20 protein-coding genes and 2 tRNA genes are annotated in these 17,385 nt (G+C 68.7%); 12 read left to right on the forward strand and 10 right to left on the reverse strand.

The window, feature by feature from the left end:
* Positions 1-50: 50 nt before the first annotated feature.
* Together speD and sugE are read left to right on the forward strand one after the other, a co-directional pair.
* Positions 51-845, forward strand: a complete 795-nt coding sequence (gene speD / locus MIC98_RS04615; RefSeq protein WP_057641172.1) for an adenosylmethionine decarboxylase — start codon at positions 51-53, stop codon at positions 843-845.
* 191 nt (positions 846-1,036) lie between these two features.
* On the forward strand, positions 1,037-1,354 hold the full coding sequence (gene sugE, locus MIC98_RS04620; protein ID WP_239736073.1) for a quaternary ammonium compound efflux SMR transporter SugE: 318 nt from the start codon (positions 1,037-1,039) through the stop codon (positions 1,352-1,354).
* A gap of 131 nt (positions 1,355-1,485) precedes the next feature.
* On the opposite strand, the gene coq7 is transcribed toward sugE, so the two are convergent.
* Positions 1,486-2,130: a 2-polyprenyl-3-methyl-6-methoxy-1,4-benzoquinone monooxygenase gene (coq7, locus tag MIC98_RS04625; RefSeq protein WP_057641170.1), complete on the reverse strand. Its 645-nt coding sequence runs from the start codon at positions 2,128-2,130 to the stop codon at positions 1,486-1,488.
* Between the two features lie 193 nt (positions 2,131-2,323).
* Between coq7 and rplM the strand changes: the two genes are divergently transcribed.
* Together rplM and rpsI are read left to right on the forward strand one after the other, a co-directional pair.
* Positions 2,324-2,752, forward strand: a complete 429-nt coding sequence (gene rplM / locus MIC98_RS04630) for a 50S ribosomal protein L13 (RefSeq protein WP_239736076.1) — start codon at positions 2,324-2,326, stop codon at positions 2,750-2,752.
* Positions 2,753-2,754: 2 nt separating this feature from the next.
* Positions 2,755-3,147, forward strand: coding sequence for a 30S ribosomal protein S9 (gene rpsI / locus MIC98_RS04635; protein WP_057641168.1), 393 nt, complete (start codon positions 2,755-2,757; stop codon positions 3,145-3,147).
* A 209-nt stretch (positions 3,148-3,356) separates the two neighbouring features.
* Here the strand turns inward: rpsI and MIC98_RS04640 are convergent.
* Both MIC98_RS04640 and MIC98_RS04645 read right to left on the reverse strand, forming a co-directional pair.
* Positions 3,357-3,431: transfer RNA gene (locus MIC98_RS04640), tRNA-Gln, on the reverse strand.
* A 54-nt stretch (positions 3,432-3,485) separates the two neighbouring features.
* A tRNA-Met gene (locus tag MIC98_RS04645) sits at positions 3,486-3,562 on the reverse strand.
* 119 nt (positions 3,563-3,681) lie between these two features.
* On the opposite strand from MIC98_RS04645, the gene MIC98_RS04650 reads away from it, so the two are divergent.
* The 3 genes from MIC98_RS04650 (at position 3,682) to bfr (ending at position 5,261) form a co-directional block, all read left to right on the forward strand.
* On the forward strand, positions 3,682-4,305 hold the full coding sequence (locus MIC98_RS04650; RefSeq protein ID WP_057641167.1) for an RNA pyrophosphohydrolase: 624 nt from the start codon (positions 3,682-3,684) through the stop codon (positions 4,303-4,305).
* 105 nt (positions 4,306-4,410) lie between these two features.
* A complete protein-coding gene (locus tag MIC98_RS04655) occupies positions 4,411-4,620 on the forward strand; it encodes a bacterioferritin-associated ferredoxin (protein WP_239736079.1) in 210 nt (69 codons plus the stop codon).
* Between the two features lie 170 nt (positions 4,621-4,790).
* Positions 4,791-5,261 (forward strand): bacterioferritin, encoded by a 471-nt coding sequence (bfr, locus tag MIC98_RS04660; protein WP_057641166.1) that lies wholly within the window; start codon positions 4,791-4,793, stop codon positions 5,259-5,261.
* A gap of 1 nt (position 5,262) precedes the next feature.
* On the opposite strand, the gene MIC98_RS04665 is transcribed toward bfr, so the two are convergent.
* From MIC98_RS04665 to MIC98_RS04675, 3 genes are read right to left on the reverse strand one after another with little or no spacing between them, the layout of a single operon-like run.
* Positions 5,263-7,557, reverse strand: a complete 2,295-nt coding sequence (locus MIC98_RS04665; RefSeq protein WP_239736081.1) for a hybrid sensor histidine kinase/response regulator — start codon at positions 7,555-7,557, stop codon at positions 5,263-5,265.
* Positions 7,554-9,386: an EAL domain-containing response regulator gene (locus MIC98_RS04670; RefSeq protein ID WP_239736084.1), complete on the reverse strand. Its 1,833-nt coding sequence runs from the start codon at positions 9,384-9,386 to the stop codon at positions 7,554-7,556. Before MIC98_RS04670 ends, MIC98_RS04665 begins: the two co-directional genes overlap by 4 nt.
* Before the next feature lie 31 nt (positions 9,387-9,417).
* On the reverse strand, positions 9,418-10,047 hold the full coding sequence (locus MIC98_RS04675; protein WP_239736085.1) for a DUF4126 domain-containing protein: 630 nt from the start codon (positions 10,045-10,047) through the stop codon (positions 9,418-9,420).
* Between the two features lie 162 nt (positions 10,048-10,209).
* Here MIC98_RS04675 and MIC98_RS04680 point away from each other — a divergent pair, with 162 nt between their 5' ends.
* The 5 genes from MIC98_RS04680 to ampE all read left to right on the forward strand — a co-directional run bounded on the left by MIC98_RS04680 (position 10,210) and on the right by ampE (position 13,891).
* Positions 10,210-10,941 carry a DUF6776 family protein gene (locus MIC98_RS04680; protein WP_057641162.1) on the forward strand — a complete coding sequence of 244 codons (732 nt, stop codon included), beginning with the start codon at positions 10,210-10,212 and terminating at the stop codon, positions 10,939-10,941.
* 2 nt (positions 10,942-10,943) lie between these two features.
* A complete protein-coding gene (locus MIC98_RS04685; RefSeq protein WP_057641161.1) occupies positions 10,944-11,360 on the forward strand; it encodes a polymer-forming cytoskeletal protein in 417 nt (138 codons plus the stop codon).
* A gap of 31 nt (positions 11,361-11,391) precedes the next feature.
* Positions 11,392-11,778 (forward strand): iron-sulfur cluster insertion protein ErpA, encoded by a 387-nt coding sequence (gene erpA, locus MIC98_RS04690; RefSeq protein ID WP_057641160.1) that lies wholly within the window; start codon positions 11,392-11,394, stop codon positions 11,776-11,778.
* Between the two features lie 261 nt (positions 11,779-12,039).
* Positions 12,040-12,948: an NAD(+) diphosphatase gene (gene nudC, locus MIC98_RS04695; protein WP_239736088.1), complete on the forward strand. Its 909-nt coding sequence runs from the start codon at positions 12,040-12,042 to the stop codon at positions 12,946-12,948.
* 58 nt (positions 12,949-13,006) lie between these two features.
* Positions 13,007-13,891, forward strand: a complete 885-nt coding sequence (ampE, locus tag MIC98_RS04700) for a regulatory signaling modulator protein AmpE (RefSeq protein WP_057641421.1) — start codon at positions 13,007-13,009, stop codon at positions 13,889-13,891.
* 258 nt (positions 13,892-14,149) lie between these two features.
* Here the strand turns inward: ampE and MIC98_RS04705 are convergent, their stop codons facing one another.
* The 4 genes from MIC98_RS04705 to MIC98_RS04720 all read right to left on the reverse strand — a co-directional run bounded on the left by MIC98_RS04705 (position 14,150) and on the right by MIC98_RS04720 (position 17,292).
* Positions 14,150-14,563: a DUF2752 domain-containing protein gene (locus tag MIC98_RS04705; RefSeq protein WP_057641422.1), complete on the reverse strand. Its 414-nt coding sequence runs from the start codon at positions 14,561-14,563 to the stop codon at positions 14,150-14,152.
* A complete protein-coding gene (locus MIC98_RS04710; RefSeq protein WP_083490171.1) occupies positions 14,563-14,934 on the reverse strand; it encodes a CD225/dispanin family protein in 372 nt (123 codons plus the stop codon). The genes MIC98_RS04705 and MIC98_RS04710 overlap by 1 nt, the downstream gene beginning before the upstream one ends.
* Positions 14,935-14,965: 31 nt before the next feature.
* Entirely contained in the window at positions 14,966-15,292 is a 327-nt protein-coding gene (locus tag MIC98_RS04715; RefSeq protein ID WP_239736090.1) for a hypothetical protein, read from the reverse strand.
* Between the two features lie 77 nt (positions 15,293-15,369).
* The gene (locus tag MIC98_RS04720) at positions 15,370-17,292 is read right to left on the reverse strand and encodes an MFS transporter (RefSeq protein WP_239736091.1); all 1,923 of its coding nucleotides are present in this window, start codon (positions 17,290-17,292) and stop codon (positions 15,370-15,372) included.
* Positions 17,293-17,385: the final 93 nt, after the last annotated feature.

Raw genomic sequence — 17,385 nt, forward strand, 5'->3', positions numbered from 1 at the left:
CGGTTTGCCCCATAATTGACCCTTTCCCGCCATTCACAGGATCGACCGCCGTGGTCAAGCCGTTGCCTCGCCTGAGGTTGCAGGGTTTCAACAACCTCACCAAGGCGCTGAGCTTCAACATCTATGACGTCTGCTATGCGCGAACCGAAGAGGAGCGCCAGCGTTACATCGAGTACATCGACGAGGAATACAACGCCGATCGTCTCACGCAGATCCTCACCGATGTGGCCGAGATCATCGGCGCCAACATCCTCAACGTCGCCCGCCAGGACTACGACCCGCAGGGCGCGTCGGTGACCATCCTGATCTCCGAGGAACCGGTGATCGACAAGAAGGCCGCCGGCAAGGAGCTGATCTCCGACGCGGTGGTCGCGCACATGGACAAGAGCCACATCACCGTCCATACCTACCCGGAGACGCACCCGCAGGAAGGCATCGCCACGTTCCGCGCCGACATCGACGTGGCCACCTGCGGCGTCATTTCGCCGCTGAAGGCGCTGAACTACCTGATCGAGAGCCTGGAATCGGACATCGTGGTCATGGACTACCGCGTGCGCGGCTTCACCCGCGACGTGAAGGGCAAGAAGCACTTCATCGACCACAAGATCAACTCGATCCAGAACTTCCTGGCCAAGAACATCAAGTCGCGCTACGAGATGTTCGACGTCAACGTCTACCAGGAAAACATCTTCCACACCAAGATGCACCTGAAGGACTTCGACCTGGACCAGTACCTGTTCGAGGAGAAGGCCAAGAACCTCTCGTTCAAGGAGCGCATGAAGATCGAGGCGCTGCTGCGCCGCGAGATCGAGGAACTGTTCCACGGCCGCAACCTGGCCGAGTGACGGTTACATGCGGTTCGGGTGCGGGCGCTTAGGCTTGCACCACTGAAACACGGCGGGACGGCCCGCCCCATGCCGCAAGGCATGGACCACAGCCGACGGCGGCCCGGTGCGAAAGCATCGGGCCGTTTCTTTTTGCGATTGCCCGCGACCGGCCGTGCATCCGGCGCGGGGTTGAGGAAAGGAGGTATCGGATGCCCTGGGTTTACCTGCTGCTGGCCGGCCTGTTCGAAATCGGCTTCGCGCTGGGCCTGAAATACAGCGAAGGCTTCACCCGTTTGTGGCCGAGCGTCGGCACCGTGGTGGCCGCCGGCATCAGCCTGTGGCTGCTGACGCAGGCGATGAAGCAGGTCCCGATCGGCACCGCCTACGCCATCTGGACCGGCATCGGCGCGATGGGCGTGGCGGTGCTGGGCATCGTCCTGTTCAACGACAGCGCCTCGCCGGCGCGGCTGGCCTGCGTGGCGCTGATCGTGGCCGGCGTGATCGGCTTGAAGCTGGCGTCAGGCTGAAGTGGAGCGGTGAGTCGGTTGCGACGCGCCTCGTAGGTGCCGGGCTTGCCCGGCACGGGTTCTCGCGACAAGGCCCCCTGCGGGGCAAGCCCCGCAGCTACGGTCGAGGATGCGGTTTCGAGTGGTCCGCATCAGAGCCGGTAGGCGACGGTCTTCATCGCCTTGGAGGCCAGCGCCATCACCGTCGGGATCGGCTGCGGCAGCACGCGGGCGCCGGCATGTTCGGCATGCTCGGCGTGGCGCGCCTCGTCGGCCTTCATCACCCGCAGGATCGCGCGGCTGCGCTGGTCGGCCGGCGGCAGGGTTTCCAGATGCTCGTCCAGGTGTGCCTCGACCTGGCGCTCGGTCTCGACCACGAAGCCCAGGTTCCAGCCATCGCCGCGCAGCCCGGCCAGCGTGCCGATGGCGTAGCTGCCCGCGTACCACAACGGGTTGAACAGGCTGGGGCGGCTGTCCAGTTCGCGCAGGCGGTCGGCGCACCAGCTCAGGTGGTCGGTTTCCTCCTGCGCCGCCTCCAGCAGGTGCGCGCGGGTGGCGGGGTCGCGCGCGACCGCGGCTTGGCCGAAATACAGCCCCTGCGCGCAGACCTCACCGACGTGGTTGATGCGCATCAGTCCGGCCGCGTGCCGCCGCTCGTGCGTTTCCAGCGTGATTTCCGGGGTGTTGCCGGCCGGGTTCGGGCGCATGGCCGGGGGATTGCCGAACACGGTGTCCAAGGCGCGTTGCGCCTCGGTCAGCAGGTGGTCCAGCGGCGTGTGGGCGCGGGTGATGGTCATGGCATCCGGGCGGGAAGGGCGTCCTCGGGATTCTCGCCGCTGGCATGGGGGCTGCCAAGGCCGGCGGGCCCCGCGGTTGCGCGGAGGTGGCGCGGCCAGTACAATCCCGCCTCTTGCGTTCCACCTTCACAACGCGTGGCAGAGTTCCGGCAGTGCAGCGCCGCAATGAGCCCGACCTAACCTGAGTTCTTTCATGAGCACTTTCACCGCAAAGAACGAGACCGTCCAACGCGACTGGTATCTCGTCGACGCCTCGGGCAAGACCCTGGGCCGTCTGGCCACCGAGCTGGCCCGCCGCCTGCGTGGCAAGCACAAGCCCGTCTACACCCCGCACGTCGATACCGGCGACTACCTGGTTGTCATCAATGCAGAAAAGATTGCCGTCACCGGCAAGAAGCTGCAGGACAAGATGTACCACCGCTTCACCGGCTACATCGGCAACCTGAAGACCGAATCCCTGGCCCAGGCGCTGGAGCGCCACCCGGAGCGCGTGATCGAGATCGCCGTCAAGGGCATGCTGCCGAAGGGTCCGCTGGGTCGCCAGATGTACCGCAAGCTCAAGGTTTACGCCGGCGCCGAACATCCGCACGCCGCCCAGCAGCCGCAAGTCCTGGATATCTGATCATGGCTATCACGCAAAACTACGGCACTGGCCGCCGCAAGTCCTCCACCGCCCGCGTGTTCCTGCGCAAGGGCACCGGCAACATCACCGTCAATGGCCGTCCGCTGGACGAGTTCTTCGGCCGTGAGACCGCGCGCATGATCGTGCGCCAGCCGCTGGAGCTGACCAAGAACACCGAAAGCTTCGACGTCGTCGTCACCGCCGCCGGCGGTGGCACCACCGGCCAGGCCGGTGCGATCCGCCTGGGCATCGCCCGCGCGCTGGTCGAGTACGACGAAGGCCTGAAGTCCGAGCTGCGCAAGGCCGGCTTCATGACCCGCGACGCCCGCGAAGTCGAGCGCAAGAAGGTCGGCCTGCACAAGGCCCGCCGCGCCACCCAGTTCTCCAAGCGCTGATCCATCGCGTTTGGCCGGGATCCTTCGGGGTCCCGCTGGTTGGAAGAGCAAAAGCCCGGCTTCGGCCGGGCTTTTGTCGTTCGGGCCATGGCTCACGGAAGCAAGCCGTAGGGGCGACGCCAGTCGCGATGTGGCTTTCCCGAGAGGGTTGGGTAGGGTGACGGAAGACCAAGAAAAAGGCCCGATCTTTCGATCGGGCCTTTCGTGTTTGGCTGCCCCGGATGGATTCGAACCACCGAATGCCTGAGTCAGAGTCAGGTGCCTTACCGCTTGGCGACGGGGCAATGTGAGCGACGATTATCGCATTCCCTGCGAGGGGATGCCAATGCCGGCATCCGTGGTGGCTATGGGTGGACTCGAACCACCGACCCCAGCATTATGAGTGCTGTGCTCTAACCGGCTGAGCTACATAGCCCCGAGGGAGCCCGCAATTCTGCGCATGGCGGGGATGCCTGTCAACAGTTTTCTTCCGAGCTTGTGGCGCGGCGAAGGCCGTGGCAGAGTCCGGACAGTAGAACTTCAGGAGTCCGCATCGTGATCGATCCGGACGGCTATCGACCGAACGTCGGCATCGTGCTGATGCGGGAAGACGGGCAGGTGTTCTGGGCACGGCGAGTGCGCAGGGACGGCTGGCAGTTTCCGCAGGGCGGGATGAATTCCGACGAGACCCCGGTCGAGGCCATGTATCGCGAATTGCAGGAAGAAACCGGCCTGTTGCCCGAGCATGTGGAAGTGCTGGGGGCAACGCCTGGTTGGCTGCGTTACCGCTTGCCCAGTCGCGCCATCCGCCGCAACGAGCGGCAGGTGTGCATCGGCCAGAAGCAGGTCTGGTTCCTGCTGCGCCTGACCGGCGACGAAACGCACGTGAGCCTGGACCATACCGACAGCCCCGAATTCGACCATTGGCGCTGGGTGGATTTCTGGTACCCGGTCGAGCACGTGGTGATGTTCAAGCGCGGCGTCTATGCACGGGCGTTGCGGCACCTGGCGCCGTTGGCGCGTGGGGTGGCGGGCAGCGAGGTCACGGCGATGCCGCAGAGCGCGCAGGAGGCCTGGATGCCCGGCCATGCCGCCGGCCACGAGCGGCCACGCAAGCGTTCGCGCGCGCGTGGGTACTGGCCGAAGAAGGTGCAGGGCGAAGGCCCCGCCGGTAGCTGAGCCGGGGCTTGACGAGAATGATTCAGGAAGATTATTGACAACCATTCTCGTTTTCGGTGAAATGCCGGCAGGCCGCTCCTGGCCTGCCTGCCTTCGATCCCCGCCGTGTACGTCTGCATCTGCAACGGAGTGACCGACCACCAGATCCGCGAAGCCGCCGACAACGGCTGCAGCACGGTGGCCGAGTTGACCATGCGTACCGGTTGCGGCTCGACCTGCGGTTCCTGCCTGGACATGGCGGCCGAGCTGCTGGCCAAGGCGCGCGCCACGCACAGCTTGCCGCTGCCGATGCTGGAGCTGGGCAAGGCCGCCTGAGCGGCCGGGCCATCCCGGCGCTTCCCGTCCCCGTTCTCTCTTCCGCCGTGGCCGATGCCGCGCGTGCGCCACTGCCGCATGCGGCAAGGTCAATGAGCACGATTCGCGTTACTTCATCGTCCGCCGCATGGCGCTACAGTGCGCGCGTTCAACGTGTGCGAGAGCAACCCATGAAAGGCGACGCCAAGGTCATCGAATTCCTCAACAAGGCGCTCTACAACGAGCTGACCTCGATCAACCAGTACTTCCTGCACGCCAAGATGCTGAAGAACTGGGGGCTGAAGGAACTGGCCGAGCACGAGTACAAGGAGTCGATCGACGAGATGAAGCATGCGGACATGCTGTCCGACCGCATCCTTTTCCTCGAAGGGCTGCCGAATTTCCAGGCGCTGGGCAAGCTGCGCATCGGCGAGAACCCGACCGAGATCCTGCGCTGCGACCTGGCACTGGAAAGCGACGGGGTGAAGCTGCTGCGCGACGCGGTGGCCTACGCCGAGAGCATCGGTGACTACGTCAGCCGCGAGCTGTTCGTAAAGATCCTCGATTCGGAAGAGGAACACATCGACTGGCTGGAGACGCAGCTGGACCTGATCGAGCGCATCGGCGAGCCGAATTACCTGCTGACCAAGCTGGAAGACTGATTCAGCCGCGCGCGCCGGCCCCGGCGCGCATCTCGGCCTGGTAGCCGACCAGCGCCAGCCGGGCGCGGGCGAACTCGGCGATGATCAGCGCCACCATCACCGCCGGGCGGTCGAGCACGCCGGTGCGCGCGGCCAGTTCCACGCGCCGCGCCGCGGCCGACAGGGCCAGCGCGCCGACGTTGGCGCTGGCCGACTTGAGGCTGTGCGCCAGTTCGCGCAGCTGCTCCAGGTCCGGCGCGACGGCAGCCTCCTGGAGCCTGCGCACCAACGGCGTGCTGTCGTCCAGGAACACGTCGATGATGGTGGCCGTTTCGCTGCCGGCGATCTCGCGCAGTTCGTCGAGTATTTCGCGGTCCAGGATCGGTGGAGCCGCGGCCTGCGCGTTCGCGTTCTCCTCGGTCGGGGCTGGCGCTGCTGCCTGTACCGGTATCGGCGCGGGGGCCGGCACGACGCTGGCCGGTGGCGGCGTGGCACTGCTCTGGCACCAGCGTTGCAGGCAGGCCTGCAGGTTGTCGCGGACGATGGGCTTGGACAGGTAGTCGTCCATGCCGGCGTCCAGGCAGCGCTGGCGGTCGCCGGCCATCGCGTTGGCGGTCATGGCGATGATCGGCAGGCGCGGGGCGCTGGTGGCGGCCTCGTGCTCGCGCCAGCGGCGGGTGGCGCCGTAGCCGTCCAGCACCGGCATCTGGCAGTCCATCAGCACCGCCGCGTAGGCGTTGCCGCGCATTTTTTCCAGCGCCAGCTCGCCGTTGGCGGCGGCGTCGGACTGGCAGCCGATCGCGGCCAGCAGCTTCTGCGCGACCAGCAGGTTGACCGGGTTGTCCTCGACCAGCAGTACGCGCACGCCGGTGGGCGACCAACTGGCGGCCGGCTCGACAGGGAGAGCGGTGGCAGCGATGGGCGCACTGGACGTGGTGCTCGCCAACGCCGCGCGCAGTTCGTCGTCGGGGCATTGCCGGGGCAGGACGGTGGCGCCTGCGTACAGTTCGACCGGTACGGGGCCCTCGCCATGCAGCCAGACCAGTTGCACGCCGTCGCGGTTGTTGTCGCGCTGGATCGCGCGTTGCAGCGCGGTGGCGCCGTGGGGCAGGGATTCCAGGTCGCCGATGACGCCGTGCCAGCGCGTCGCGCCGTCGCGCAGCAGGTCCAGCGCCTCCTGTACCGTCTCCACCGCCCGTGGCTGGAAGCCCCAGTTCGGCAGCAGCAGCTGCAGGCGCTGGCGCAGCCGCGGTTCGCGGGTGACCAGCAGCAGCGGCCGCTGGCCGTGGGCCTGGCCGGGCTGGCGCAGGTCGCCGACCACCTTCAGCAGCGGGATCTCGAACCAGAACGTCGAGCCTTGGCCGGGCACGGAGGACAGGCCGATGCTGCCGTTCATCAGGTCGATGATGCGCTTGCAGATGGCCAGCCCGAGGCCGGTGCCGCCGTACAGGCGGGTGGTGGAGGCGTCGGCCTGGGTGAAGGCGTTGAACAGGCGCTCCTGCCGCGCGCTGTCGATGCCGATGCCGGTGTCGCGTACCTCGAAGCGCAGCCGGTGCTGCACCGGTGTCTCGCCGAGGCGGCGGACGTGGACCTGGACGCCACCGTGCTCGGTGAACTTGATGGCGTTGACCAGCAGGTTGCTCAATACCTGCCGCAACCGCACCGGGTCGCCGCGTACCGCCAGCCGCACCGCCGGGTCCAGGTGCAGGGTGATGCCCAGCCCCTTGTGCTCGGCCGAGCGCCGCATCAGCTGCAGCATCGAGTCGAGCAGCTCGCGCAGGTTGAAGGTGGTGATTTCCAGCTCCAGCCGCTGCGCTTCGAGCTTGGAGTAGTCGAGGATGTCGTCGACGATGCGGAACAGGGCGTGCGCGCTCTCGCTGGCGGTGTCGAGCATCTGCCGCTGTTCGGTGGCCAGCGGCCCCTGCGCGACCATCTCCAGCATCGGGATGATGCCGTTGAGCGGGGTGCGGATTTCGTGGCTCATCGTGGCCAGGAACTCGCCCTTGGCCAGCATCGCCGCCTCGGCGTCCTGCTTGGCCTGCAACAGCTGCTGTTCGAGCTGGTTGTGGCGTTGCTGCTCCTGGCGCAGGCGCTGCAGTTCGCGTTCGGCGTCGCGCGCGCGGCGTGCCTGCTCGTCGGCCGCGCGGGCTTGGCCGCGGGCGGCCCGCAGCGACAGCAGGGCGCACAGGGCGGCACCGATGGCGGCGGCCGCCGCCAGTGGCGGCAGCGCCGGGCCCGGCAACCACGGCAGGGCCGCGGCCGCGACTGCAAGCAGCGTGGCGCCCAGCGCCCAGCGGCCGCCTGCCGGGGTGTTCACAGCACCGCGTTCTGGAAGTCGAAGTCCAGTTCGCTGCCGACCGACTGCACCACGTTGCCCTGGATGAAATCGACGCCGCCCATCCACATCGCGGCGGCGGCCTGCGGGTCTTCGATCTGCTGGCCGATGACCTGCAGGTTGGCGCGGTGCGCGGCATCGATGACGCCGCGCAGCTCGTCGCGCAGCGTCTGGTCGGCATGGCTGCCGGCGTAGCGGCCGGCCATGCGTACAAAGCTCAGCGGCAGCTGGGTGAGCAGCGCGTTGGCTTCGGCGCCGGGTTCGAACTGGCTCAGGCAGAACTGCACCCCGGCCTGCATCAGGCGGTCGCAGAACTGCTGCAGCGTCACCGCGTGGACCAGGGCGTCGGCCAGGCGCACGTCGATTACCAGCGCGCTGCCGGGAATGCCGCGCTCGGCGATGGCCTTGAGCAGCCAGTCGGCGAAGGCCTCGCGCGCCAGCGTGCGCAGCGACTGCGAGACGAACAGGCGCATCGGCGGGGTGGCGAACTGGTAGCGGTGCAGCAGGCCCAGCGCGTGTTCCAGCACCTGCTGGTCGAGGTCGGCGATGCGCCCGGCGGCCTCGGCGGCGGGGATCACCTGCCCGGCCGAGAGCAGGGCGCCGTCGCTGCGGCGCATGCGCAGCAGCACCTGGTACTGCGCGGTGTCGCTGCCGGAGACGGCGACGATGGGTTGGTAGGCCAGTTCGAGGTGGCCGTCGAGCAGCGCCAGGTGTTCCTGCGCGGCAGCGTCGGCGGCGCTCTGGTGCGCGGCAATGCCGTCGGGGAGCAGGCGCGCCTGCAGGGCGGTGCGTTCCACCGCTTCCACGGCGGTGCCGGCGTCGGCGAAGCCCTGCGACAGGTGGGCGTGGCCGATGGCGCAGCGCAGGTGCACCGATTCCTCCTCGCGCACCAGGAACGGGTGCGCCGACAGCGATTCGCGCAGCGCGCGCGCCAGCGCCTCGACGGTGTTCTCGTCGATGTTGCGCGCCAGCAGCAGGAAGCTGTTGTCGCTCAGCCGCGCCAGCGGGTGCGGCCGCGCGGCCTCGCCCAGGCGCCGGCCGGCCTGCACCATCAGCCGTTCGAAGGCGGCGTAGCCGTAGCGTTCGCGCAGGCCCAGGGCGCTGGCGATCTCGATGAACATCAGCCCGCCGCTTTCCTTGCCGGCCAGCGCGGCATCCAGTTGCAGCATCAGGTTGTGGCGGGTGGGCAGGCCGGTCTCGGGATTGTTCATCGCCGGGCCGGCGCCGGTGCCGCCCTGGCCCTGCTGGCGCGCGCGGCGGATGCGGTTGGACACGGCCGCGACCAGGTGGCGCGGGCGGATCGGCTTGGTCAGGAAGTCGTCGGCGCCGCTGTCGAGCACTTCGAACTGGCGCTCGGGGTCGGCGTCGCCGGTCAGGAACACGATCGGCAGCAGTTGCTGCTCCGGTTGCTGGCGGATCAGCGTGGTCAGGCGCATGCCGTCCAGCCCGGGCATGTGCAGGTCCATCAGGATCAGGTCCGGGCGGTGGGTGTCGATGGCCTGCTGCACGCCCTCGGCCTCCATCTGCATGATCGCCTGCATGCCGGCGCCGTGCAGCACGCTTTGCGCGAACAGCGCCTGCGAGCGGTCGTCCTCGACGATCAGCACCCGGTACGGCGCCTCGTTGGCGGCCTGCAGGCCGGGCGCCTGCACGGTGGGCGTGGCCGCGCCGGCGGCCGCCTCGGTGAGCTGGGCGCGCACCGCCTCGGCCGGCTTGGCGCTCGCCACGCTCCAGCGTTGCCAGTAGTTGGCCGGCGGGACTTCCGCGCGGACCGGGCGGGCGGAAAGGTTGGGTGTGTCGCTGCGTGCCATCGGTACTCCCCGTGAGCCGTGGATTATGCGGTCAAGGTGCCGGTGGCAGCGAATGCCGCGATGCGTCGCCGTGGCTATCGGCCGGCGCGAACAGGCGCTTGAGGCCGCGCCAGAGCATGCGCCAGGCCAGCCACACCGCCAGCGCGCCGAGCAGGCTGGTGCCGAGCACGAACGCCAGCGCCAGCCAAGGGTGCGCCAGTGCCAGCGCCAGCCCGCCGATGACCACGCCATCCTCGGCGACCGACGCCATCCAGTTGCTGGCCGGTTCCGGCGAGGTGTTCAGCAGGGCGCGGGTGCCGGCCTTCAGCCCGTGGCTGGCCAGCGCCACGCCGGCGCCGGCGACCAGCACGCCGGTGCTCAGCTCGCCGTCGGGCGACAGCGTGGCCGCGGCCAGGAACGCGCCGGCCGGAACCCTTGCCAGCGTCTGCAGCAGGTCCCAGATCGAATCCACCCCGGGGATCTTGTCGGCGAAGAATTCGACCAGCGCCAGCGCGCCGGAGGTACCCAGCACCCACCATGACTGCGTGGCTTGCAGCGCCGGAGGCAGATCGACCCAGCCCAGCAGGCCGGCCAGGCCGACGCCGAACACGGTCAGGTACACGCGGATGCCGGCCAGCCAGGCCAGCAGGATGCCGATGACGAACACGTGGGCTTCGGTCATGGACGGCGCCAGTGGAAACCGGGGACAGGCTGGCAACTATCGGCGATGGCCGGGGCGATTGCCAGCCTTGCCGGCGGGGTGGTGGGTGCCGGGGTCGTTTACACTGCCCGACCGTTTCAGCCGGAGCGCAGGCGGCGCCCGCGGGCTGCCGCCGCCACTGTCATGAACAACCGTCCCTCGCGTTTCCAGATCACCCCGCGCGGCGCGCCGCGATACTCGCGTGGGCTGTCGTGGGCCATCGCCGTGTCGTGGCTGTTGTCGCTGCTGCTGGTGGGTTGGCTGGCCTCGCGCCATGCCTCGCCCGACGCCGGCAACCTGCGCGAGCGTCTGCGCCAGAGCGAGCAGCAGGCGCAGCTGCAGCTCGGGCAGATCGAGGAACTGCGGCAGCGGCAGGCCACGCTGGAGGCTTCCGACAAGATCAGCCGCGCCGCCACCACCGAGGTGCAGGCCTCGCTGGCCGAGCGCGAGGAGGAAATCGCCGGGCTGCGCGCGGACGTGGCGTTCTACGAACGGCTGGTGGGTGCCACCAGCCAGCGCAAGGGGCTGAATGCGCATTCGATCGAGTTCGCCGCCGAAACCGCCGGCAGCTGGCACTACAGCGTGGTGCTCACCCAGAACCTGAACCGCGGCGCGATCAGCCAGGGGCAGATGCGCTTCGCCGTGGAGGGGGTCCGGGACGGCAAGCTGGTCACGGTGAACTGGGACGAACTGCACCAGCGCAGCGCGGTGCCGGGGCAGGACTATTCCTTCCGCTATTTCCAGCAACTGGATGGCAGCGTGATGCTGCCCAAGGATTTCACACCGCAACGTGTGCGAATCTCGTTGGCTGGCCCGGGGGGGAGCGCCAACCAGACATTCGATTGGAAACTCGCCGGCAACGGCAGAGGGGAGTAAGCATGTTCGGAAACAAGTCCAGCCGCGACAGCCAGATGGTGGTGGACGCGCTGATCGGGCCGCAGGTGGTGATCCGCGGCGACGTGATGTTCAGCGGCGGGTTGTACGTGGAAGGTCGCATCGAGGGCAAGGTGGTGGCCGAGGACGGCGCCAGGGCAACGCTGACCCTGGCCGAGCAGGGCCATATCGAAGGCGAGGTGCGCGCGTCGGTGGTGGTGGTCAGCGGCAGCCTGGACGGCGACGTGCACGCCGACGAACGGGTGGAACTGGCGCCGACCGCGCGGGTCAACGGCAACGTCCATTACCAGGTGGTGGAAATGAGCGCCGGCGCGCAGCTCAACGGCCGCCTGCTGCACGCGGGCACGATGGCCGCGCTGCCGGCGCCGCAGGCGGTGGCAGCGGCGTCCGGAGAGGCTTGAATCGCGGCGGTCCCGTCCCCATGCTGAGCGCATGAGCACGCTCGTCTCCCTGCCCGGCACCCCGGCCGCGCCCGACTACCAGTCCCTCGACCGCCCGCTGAACTTCACCGTGGCGGCGGCGGCCAAGGTGCACGAACTGATCCGTGACGAGGGCAACGACGCCCTCGCCCTGCGCGTCTACATCCAGGGCGGCGGCTGCTCGGGCTTCCAGTACGGGTTCGAGTTCGACGAAAACCGCGCCGACGACGACCTGGCCGTCGTCACCGAGGGCGTGACCCTGCTGGTGGACCCGCTGAGCCTGCAGTACCTGATGGGCGCCGAGGTCGATTACAGCGAGAGCCTGACCGGCGCCCAGTTCGTGATCCGCAACCCCAACGCGCGCACCACCTGCGGCTGCGGCAGCAGTTTCACGGTGTAGTGCCACGTTTTTGCAAGCCCCTCTCCCTGCGGGGCGAGGCCGCACGGCTTATGCGCCACTGGCGCATGTGCGGTTGAGTGCCCGCGCCGCTGGCGTGGGGCGCGGAGCGGGGGGGGGTGGGGTGAGGGGCAATGGAGTCCCGATGGTCCAATCATCATGGACTTCGTTCGCCCCTCGTCCGCCCTTCGGGCACCTTCTTCCGGCGGGAGAAGGGAGAAGCGGTGCTCCTACAATGGCCGTAGTCTCTCCAAGGTCCCGGTGATGTCCGATACCGTTGTTTCCTTCCGCGGCCATGCCTTTGTCGGCGCGCCGCTGGACCGCGCCGATGCACTGCGCGACGACGCCGAGGCGCTGGCCCGGCTCTGGCCCGACGCGCGGGTATTGGTGCTCGACACCGACGGCACCGCGTTCGCCGATGCAACCGGCCAGCCGTTTTTGAGCAGCGGCCACGCGCTGGGAGGCGGGCCCGGCGCGGCCATCTTCCTCGGCCTGCAACAGGAGCAGGCGTGGTTCGTGGTCGAAGCGGCCACGGTCACGCTGCAGGCGCCGCAACGGCTGGACCTGCGCCGCGCCGCGGCCGAGTGGCCGGCCGAGGTGGCGGGCATCTTCTGCTACGCGCGCGGCATGTCGTACTGGCATTCGCGCAACCGCTACTGCGGCGTCTGCGGCGGTGCGGTGGCCTTCGGCCGCGGCGGTTTCATCGGCCGCTGCGGGCAGTGCGGCACCGAGCATTACCCGCGGGTCGACCCGGCGGTCATCGTCGCGGTCGAGAACGGCGGCCGCCTGCTGCTGGGCCGGCAGGCCACCTGGGCGCCGCGGCGCTGGTCGGTACTGGCCGGCTTCGTCGAGCCGGGCGAAACCTTCGAACAGACCGTGGCGCGCGAGGTGTTCGAGGAAACCCGGGTGCGGGTGACCGGCGCGCATTACCTGGGCACCCAGCCGTGGCCGTTCCCGGGCGCGCTGATGGTCGGCTTCCACGCCGAGGCGCATGACGACGTGCCCACCGTGGATGGCGAGCTGGAGGACGCCCGCTGGTTCGACGTCGAGGAGGTCGGTGCCGCACTGCGCCGCCGCAGCGAGGGCGACGATGGCCAGGGCATCCTGCTGCCGCCGCCGATCTCGATCGCCAGTACCCTGGTCGAGCACTGGTACCGGCGGCAGCGGGCGTGAGGCCGGGCGACCGTCGGCGGATGCCGCAGGGCCTACAATCGGGGCGCGGAGGTAACCCATGTTCACTACCCTGGTAGCCGTGATCGCGGCATTGGTGCTGGGCCATCTGGCCCCGGCCGTGATGGCCGCCATGCGCGACTGGCATTGGTTCGGGCGCTGGCTGGCATGGCTGCAGGCGCAGGGCGGGTGGGCGCGCGGCCGCTTCGGCCTGCTGCCGGCGCTGGTGCCATTGCTGCTGCCGGTGGCCCTGCTGCAATGGCTGCTGGACGAGCGCCTCTACGGCCTGCCGTCGCTGTTGTACGGCATCGTCGTGCTGGTGCTGTGCTGGGGGCCGCGCGACCTGGACCGCGACGTCGAGGCGGTGATCGATGCCGACGATGCCGGTAGCCGCGCACAGGCGACCGCGCACCTGCGTGCGGCCGGTGGCAGCATGCGCGAGGACGCGGCGTCGCTGGTCGATGCGGTCATGTTCAACGCGTTGCGGCGCTGGTTCGCGCCGCTGTTCTGGTTCCTGCTGCTGGGCCCGTTCGGCGTGGCGGCATACCGGCTGCTGGCGCAGGCGGTGCAGGGGCCGCAGGCGGCGCGGTTGTCCGGCGCCAGCCACGAGGGCGGCAGCCGGGCGCTGGCGGTGCTGGAATGGCCGGTGGCGCAGTTGATGGCGCTGTCGATGGCGCTGGTGGGCAATTTCGACACGGTGTTTTCGGCATGGCGCCGCGCTGCCGGCAACCGCTGGGCGCTGGAGCTGGACTTCCTCGGCGAGGCGGCGCGCGCCGGCGTCGGCATGGAACTGGGCGAGGAGGCCGAGGAAGCGCGCGAGGCCGGCCTTGTCCCCATCGACGAGCGCTTCCCCGAGCTGCGCGACGCGATGAGCGTGGTGTGGCGGATGCTGCTGCTGTGGATGGCGGTGCTGGCGCTGATGATCATCGCCGGCTGGGTTGGCTGACTGCGGCTTCGATGCGGGCAGGCTTCGCATCGGCCCGGATTCGTAGGTGCCGGGCTTGCCCGGCACGGGGCTTTACCGGGAAGGCCGCATGCGGGGCAAGCCCCGCATCTGCGATGAAGCGGCGTTTTCAGCCCGGTGCGAGCGGAGTGAATGGATACCAAGGCATGTTGCGTGCGATCCGCGCCATGCAGGCAGGAAGGTGCCGGTTTGTCCGGCGCGCCACCGCGCATGGGGAAGTCGCCGCGCAAACGAGGCTTTTCAGCCCGGCGCCAGCAGGTTGAACGGGTACCACGGCAGATTGCGTGCAATCCAGAACCCGAACAGCACCACGCCCCACAGCCACGGCGAAGCCAGCAGCGTGGCGAATGGGCGCAGTGCTGCCGGCTTCCAGCCGGCATGCCAGGCGGCGACCGGGGGCACCAGCGCAAGCAGGCTGGTCGCCAGCACGTTCATGCGCAGGGCGGTGGCGAGGTCGCCGTGCACCAGTGCGTGCAGGGCGCGGGTGATGCCGCAGCCGGCGCAGTAATGGCCGGTCAGCGTGAGGAAAATGCAGGGCGGGAAGGGATTGCCCGGCAGGTTGGGGTCGAAGGTCCGCAGGGCCCAGATGCCGACACCGGCCGCCAGGGCGGCGGCCGGTAGTGCAGCCAGGAGCAGGGTGCGCCTTGGGGGCATCAACGGGTGGCTTCGATCTGCTGGCGGATTTCCTCGATCCGCTCCATGTAGCCTTCGGTGCCGCCCATGAAGGCCAGCGAGATGAAGAAGGCCAGCACGCCGAGGATCAGGAAGCCGGTGGTCACCCAGGCCCAGATCCTGGCGTTGCGCGAGGCCTGCTCCGCGCCGGCCACGTCGCCGGCATTGAGCCGTGCGTTGACCTTGGAGGAAAACACGATGGCGACGATGCCGGTGATCAGGCCCGGGAAGTTCCAGCAGGCGATGCAGCAGACCAGGAAGTTGAACACCGTGACCAGGATCGACCACAACAGGTGGTTGGGAACGGGCTTGGCGGTGTTGAACGAGGAAGGGGAAGGGGGCACTGCGCTCATCGGGAAGGCTCCGGTTGGTTTGGAAGTGGGGTCAGCGGGTCTTGCAGGCGTTGGCCGCGGTCAGCGACGAGACGATCATCGTGGCTACCCAGCACAGCGGCCCGGTGATGAAGCCGATGAACACGAAGCAGAGCAGGAAGTTGACGAAGGCCACCGCCCAGTAGCCGAACATGATGATCAGCCCGGTGCCGACGTTGCCGGCGTACATGTGGCCGATGCCGAACACCTGGAAGATGCCGGGCAGGGCCTCCAGCAACGCGGCGGTGCCGCCGGATTTCGGCGGGTAGTGGTGGTGATGGTGCACCTGCTGCGGCGCCACGACGGGCGTGGGCGGCGGCGGTGGCGTGGTGTTGTCCATGTTTTCCCCTTGTCGGTGTCTGCGTGGCGTGTCCATCGCGACCGTGGCGCTAGCGTAGCCAGTGGCCGGGTGTGGCTTCAAGCATCGTCGCCGCGCAGCGCGCGCACCGCGGCCTCCAGTTGCGCCGCGTCGGTGGCGGCGCCATCGACGGCGGCGCCGGCGACGACTTCGACATTGGCGCGGAAGCGGCGTGGCACGCGCATCCGCCCCAGCCGGCTGTCGCGCCGGCTCCACATGCTGGCCCACATGCCCTTGAGCGCCATCGGTACCACTGGCACCGGGCGCCGGGCGAGGATCTTCTCCACCCCGGACCTGAATGCAGCGATGCCGCCGTCGCGGGTCAATGCACCCTCGGGGAAGATGCAGACCAGCTCGCCCTCGGCCAGCGCCGCGTCCACCGCGTCGAAGGCGCGCTGCATCAGCCCGGCGTCCTCCTTCGGGCTGGCGATGGGGATGGCCTTGGCGGTGCGGAAGATCCAGCGCAGCACCGGGATGTTGAAGATCCGGTAATACATGACGAAGCGCACCGGGCGCGGCACCACCGCCGCCAGGATCAGCGCGTCCATGTAGCTGACGTGGTTGCAGACCAGCAGCGCCGCGCCCTCGTCGGGCACGTTGGCCTCTATGCCGCGCACGCGCAGCCGGTACAGCGTGCGCACCATCAGCCAGCTGAGGAAGCGCATCAGGAACTCGGGCACGATGCTGAAGATCCAGATTGCCACCAGCGTGTTGGCGATGGCCAGCGCGAGGAACAGCTGCGGGATGCTCAGGCCGGGCATGGGCACGGTGTGGCCGAACAGCGTCAGTTGCTTCAGTTGCAGCAGCAGGCCGATGACCGCGGCCAGCACGATGAAGCCGGAGTTCTGGATGTTCAGCGCGGCGAACACGCGCGACATCTCCGATTTCGGCGTGCGGCTCTGGATCAGCGCGAACAGCGGCACCACGAAGAAGCCGGTGAACAGGCCGATGCCGAGCAGGTCGACGATGATGCGCGCGCTGCCCGGCTGCTGCACGAACTGCGCCAGCGAAAGGCCTTGCGCGGTGGCGGTGCCGGCGCGGGCGAAATACAGGTCGAGCAGGAACGCGCTGATGCCGAACGCGCCCAACGGCACCAGGCCGATTTCGACGGTGCGCGCCGACAGCTTCTCGCACAGCAGCGAGCCGGTGCCGGTGCCGACGGAGAACAGCGCCAGCGCGAAGATGTAGAGCGTGGGTTCGCCGCCGAGGTTGACCACCGCATAGCTGGGCAGCTGCGAGGTCAGCACGGTGCCGACGAACCAGAACCACGACACGCCGAGGATGGCGTTGCGCACCGCCTCCTGCTTCTTCGCCAGCCGCAGCACCGCCAGCGATTCGGACAGCGGGTTCCAGCGGATATTCAGCTCCGGCGCGCCGGCGTCCACGCGCGGCATCATCCGCGCGGCGGCGTTGCCGGCCAGCGCCAGCGCGATGATCACCACCGCCGCCACGACCGGGCCGTGGCTGCCGGCCAGCACGAACACCAGGCCGCCGGCGATCATGCCGGTCAGGATCGACAGCGAAGTGCCCATCTCGACCAGGCCATTGCCGCCGGTCAGTTCCTCCGGCTTGAGGATCGACGGCAGCACCGAATACTTCACCGGCCCGAACAGGGTGGATTGCAGGCCGGTGCAGAACAGCGCCACCAGCAGCACCGGCATGTTCTGCAGCAGGAAGCCGATGGCGGCCAGCGACATGATCGCGATTTCCATCATCGTGGTGATGACGATCAGCCGCTGCTTCTCCAGCTTCTCGGCGATCTGCCCGGCCAGTGCCGAGAACAGGAAGTAGGGCAGGATGAACAGCGCCGGCGCCAGGTTGGTGTAGAGCGTGCGTTCGGCGGTGCCGACGCCGAGGTAGAACAGCAGGCCGATGATCGCCTGCCGGTAGATGTTGTCGTTGAACGCGCCCAGCGACTGGACGATGAAGAACGGGAGGAAGCGGCGCTGCTTCAGCAGCGCGAACTGGTTGTGGCCGGCCATCGGGTCTCCTTGCGTTCTGCGCGGCACCTTAGCAGGAGTCCCGGGTTGGCAGGAGGGTAGGTCGGGGTCACGCCCCCGACGTCTTGATGCCAA

The sequence above is a fragment of the Stenotrophomonas sp. NLF4-10 genome (assembly GCF_022359915.1).
GTDB classification, from domain to species: domain Bacteria; phylum Pseudomonadota; class Gammaproteobacteria; order Xanthomonadales; family Xanthomonadaceae; genus Stenotrophomonas; species Stenotrophomonas daejeonensis.

Excerpts from the sequence above, each read along its gene's own strand:
- MIC98_RS04670 (WP_239736084.1), bottom strand. The coding sequence starts at position 9,386 with ATGGCACGCAGCGACACACCCAACCTTTCCGCCCGCCCGGTCCGCGCG.
- nudC (WP_239736088.1), top strand. The coding sequence starts at position 12,040 with ATGTCCGATACCGTTGTTTCCTTCCGCGGCCATGCCTTTGTCGGCGCG.
- MIC98_RS04710 (WP_083490171.1), bottom strand. The coding sequence starts at position 14,934 with ATGAGCGCAGTGCCCCCTTCCCCTTCCTCGTTCAACACCGCCAAGCCC.
- rpsI (WP_057641168.1), top strand. The coding sequence starts at position 2,755 with ATGGCTATCACGCAAAACTACGGCACTGGCCGCCGCAAGTCCTCCACC.
- sugE (WP_239736073.1), top strand. The coding sequence starts at position 1,037 with ATGCCCTGGGTTTACCTGCTGCTGGCCGGCCTGTTCGAAATCGGCTTC.
- MIC98_RS04720 (WP_239736091.1), bottom strand. The coding sequence starts at position 17,292 with ATGGCCGGCCACAACCAGTTCGCGCTGCTGAAGCAGCGCCGCTTCCTC.
- bfr (WP_057641166.1), top strand. The coding sequence starts at position 4,791 with ATGAAAGGCGACGCCAAGGTCATCGAATTCCTCAACAAGGCGCTCTAC.
- MIC98_RS04715 (WP_239736090.1), bottom strand. The coding sequence starts at position 15,292 with ATGGACAACACCACGCCACCGCCGCCGCCCACGCCCGTCGTGGCGCCG.
- MIC98_RS04685 (WP_057641161.1), top strand. The coding sequence starts at position 10,944 with ATGTTCGGAAACAAGTCCAGCCGCGACAGCCAGATGGTGGTGGACGCG.
- MIC98_RS04705 (WP_057641422.1), bottom strand. The coding sequence starts at position 14,563 with ATGCCCCCAAGGCGCACCCTGCTCCTGGCTGCACTACCGGCCGCCGCC.
- coq7 (WP_057641170.1), bottom strand. The coding sequence starts at position 2,130 with ATGACCATCACCCGCGCCCACACGCCGCTGGACCACCTGCTGACCGAG.
- erpA (WP_057641160.1), top strand. The coding sequence starts at position 11,392 with ATGAGCACGCTCGTCTCCCTGCCCGGCACCCCGGCCGCGCCCGACTAC.
- rplM (WP_239736076.1), top strand. The coding sequence starts at position 2,324 with ATGAGCACTTTCACCGCAAAGAACGAGACCGTCCAACGCGACTGGTAT.
- MIC98_RS04680 (WP_057641162.1), top strand. The coding sequence starts at position 10,210 with ATGAACAACCGTCCCTCGCGTTTCCAGATCACCCCGCGCGGCGCGCCG.
- ampE (WP_057641421.1), top strand. The coding sequence starts at position 13,007 with ATGTTCACTACCCTGGTAGCCGTGATCGCGGCATTGGTGCTGGGCCAT.
- MIC98_RS04675 (WP_239736085.1), bottom strand. The coding sequence starts at position 10,047 with ATGACCGAAGCCCACGTGTTCGTCATCGGCATCCTGCTGGCCTGGCTG.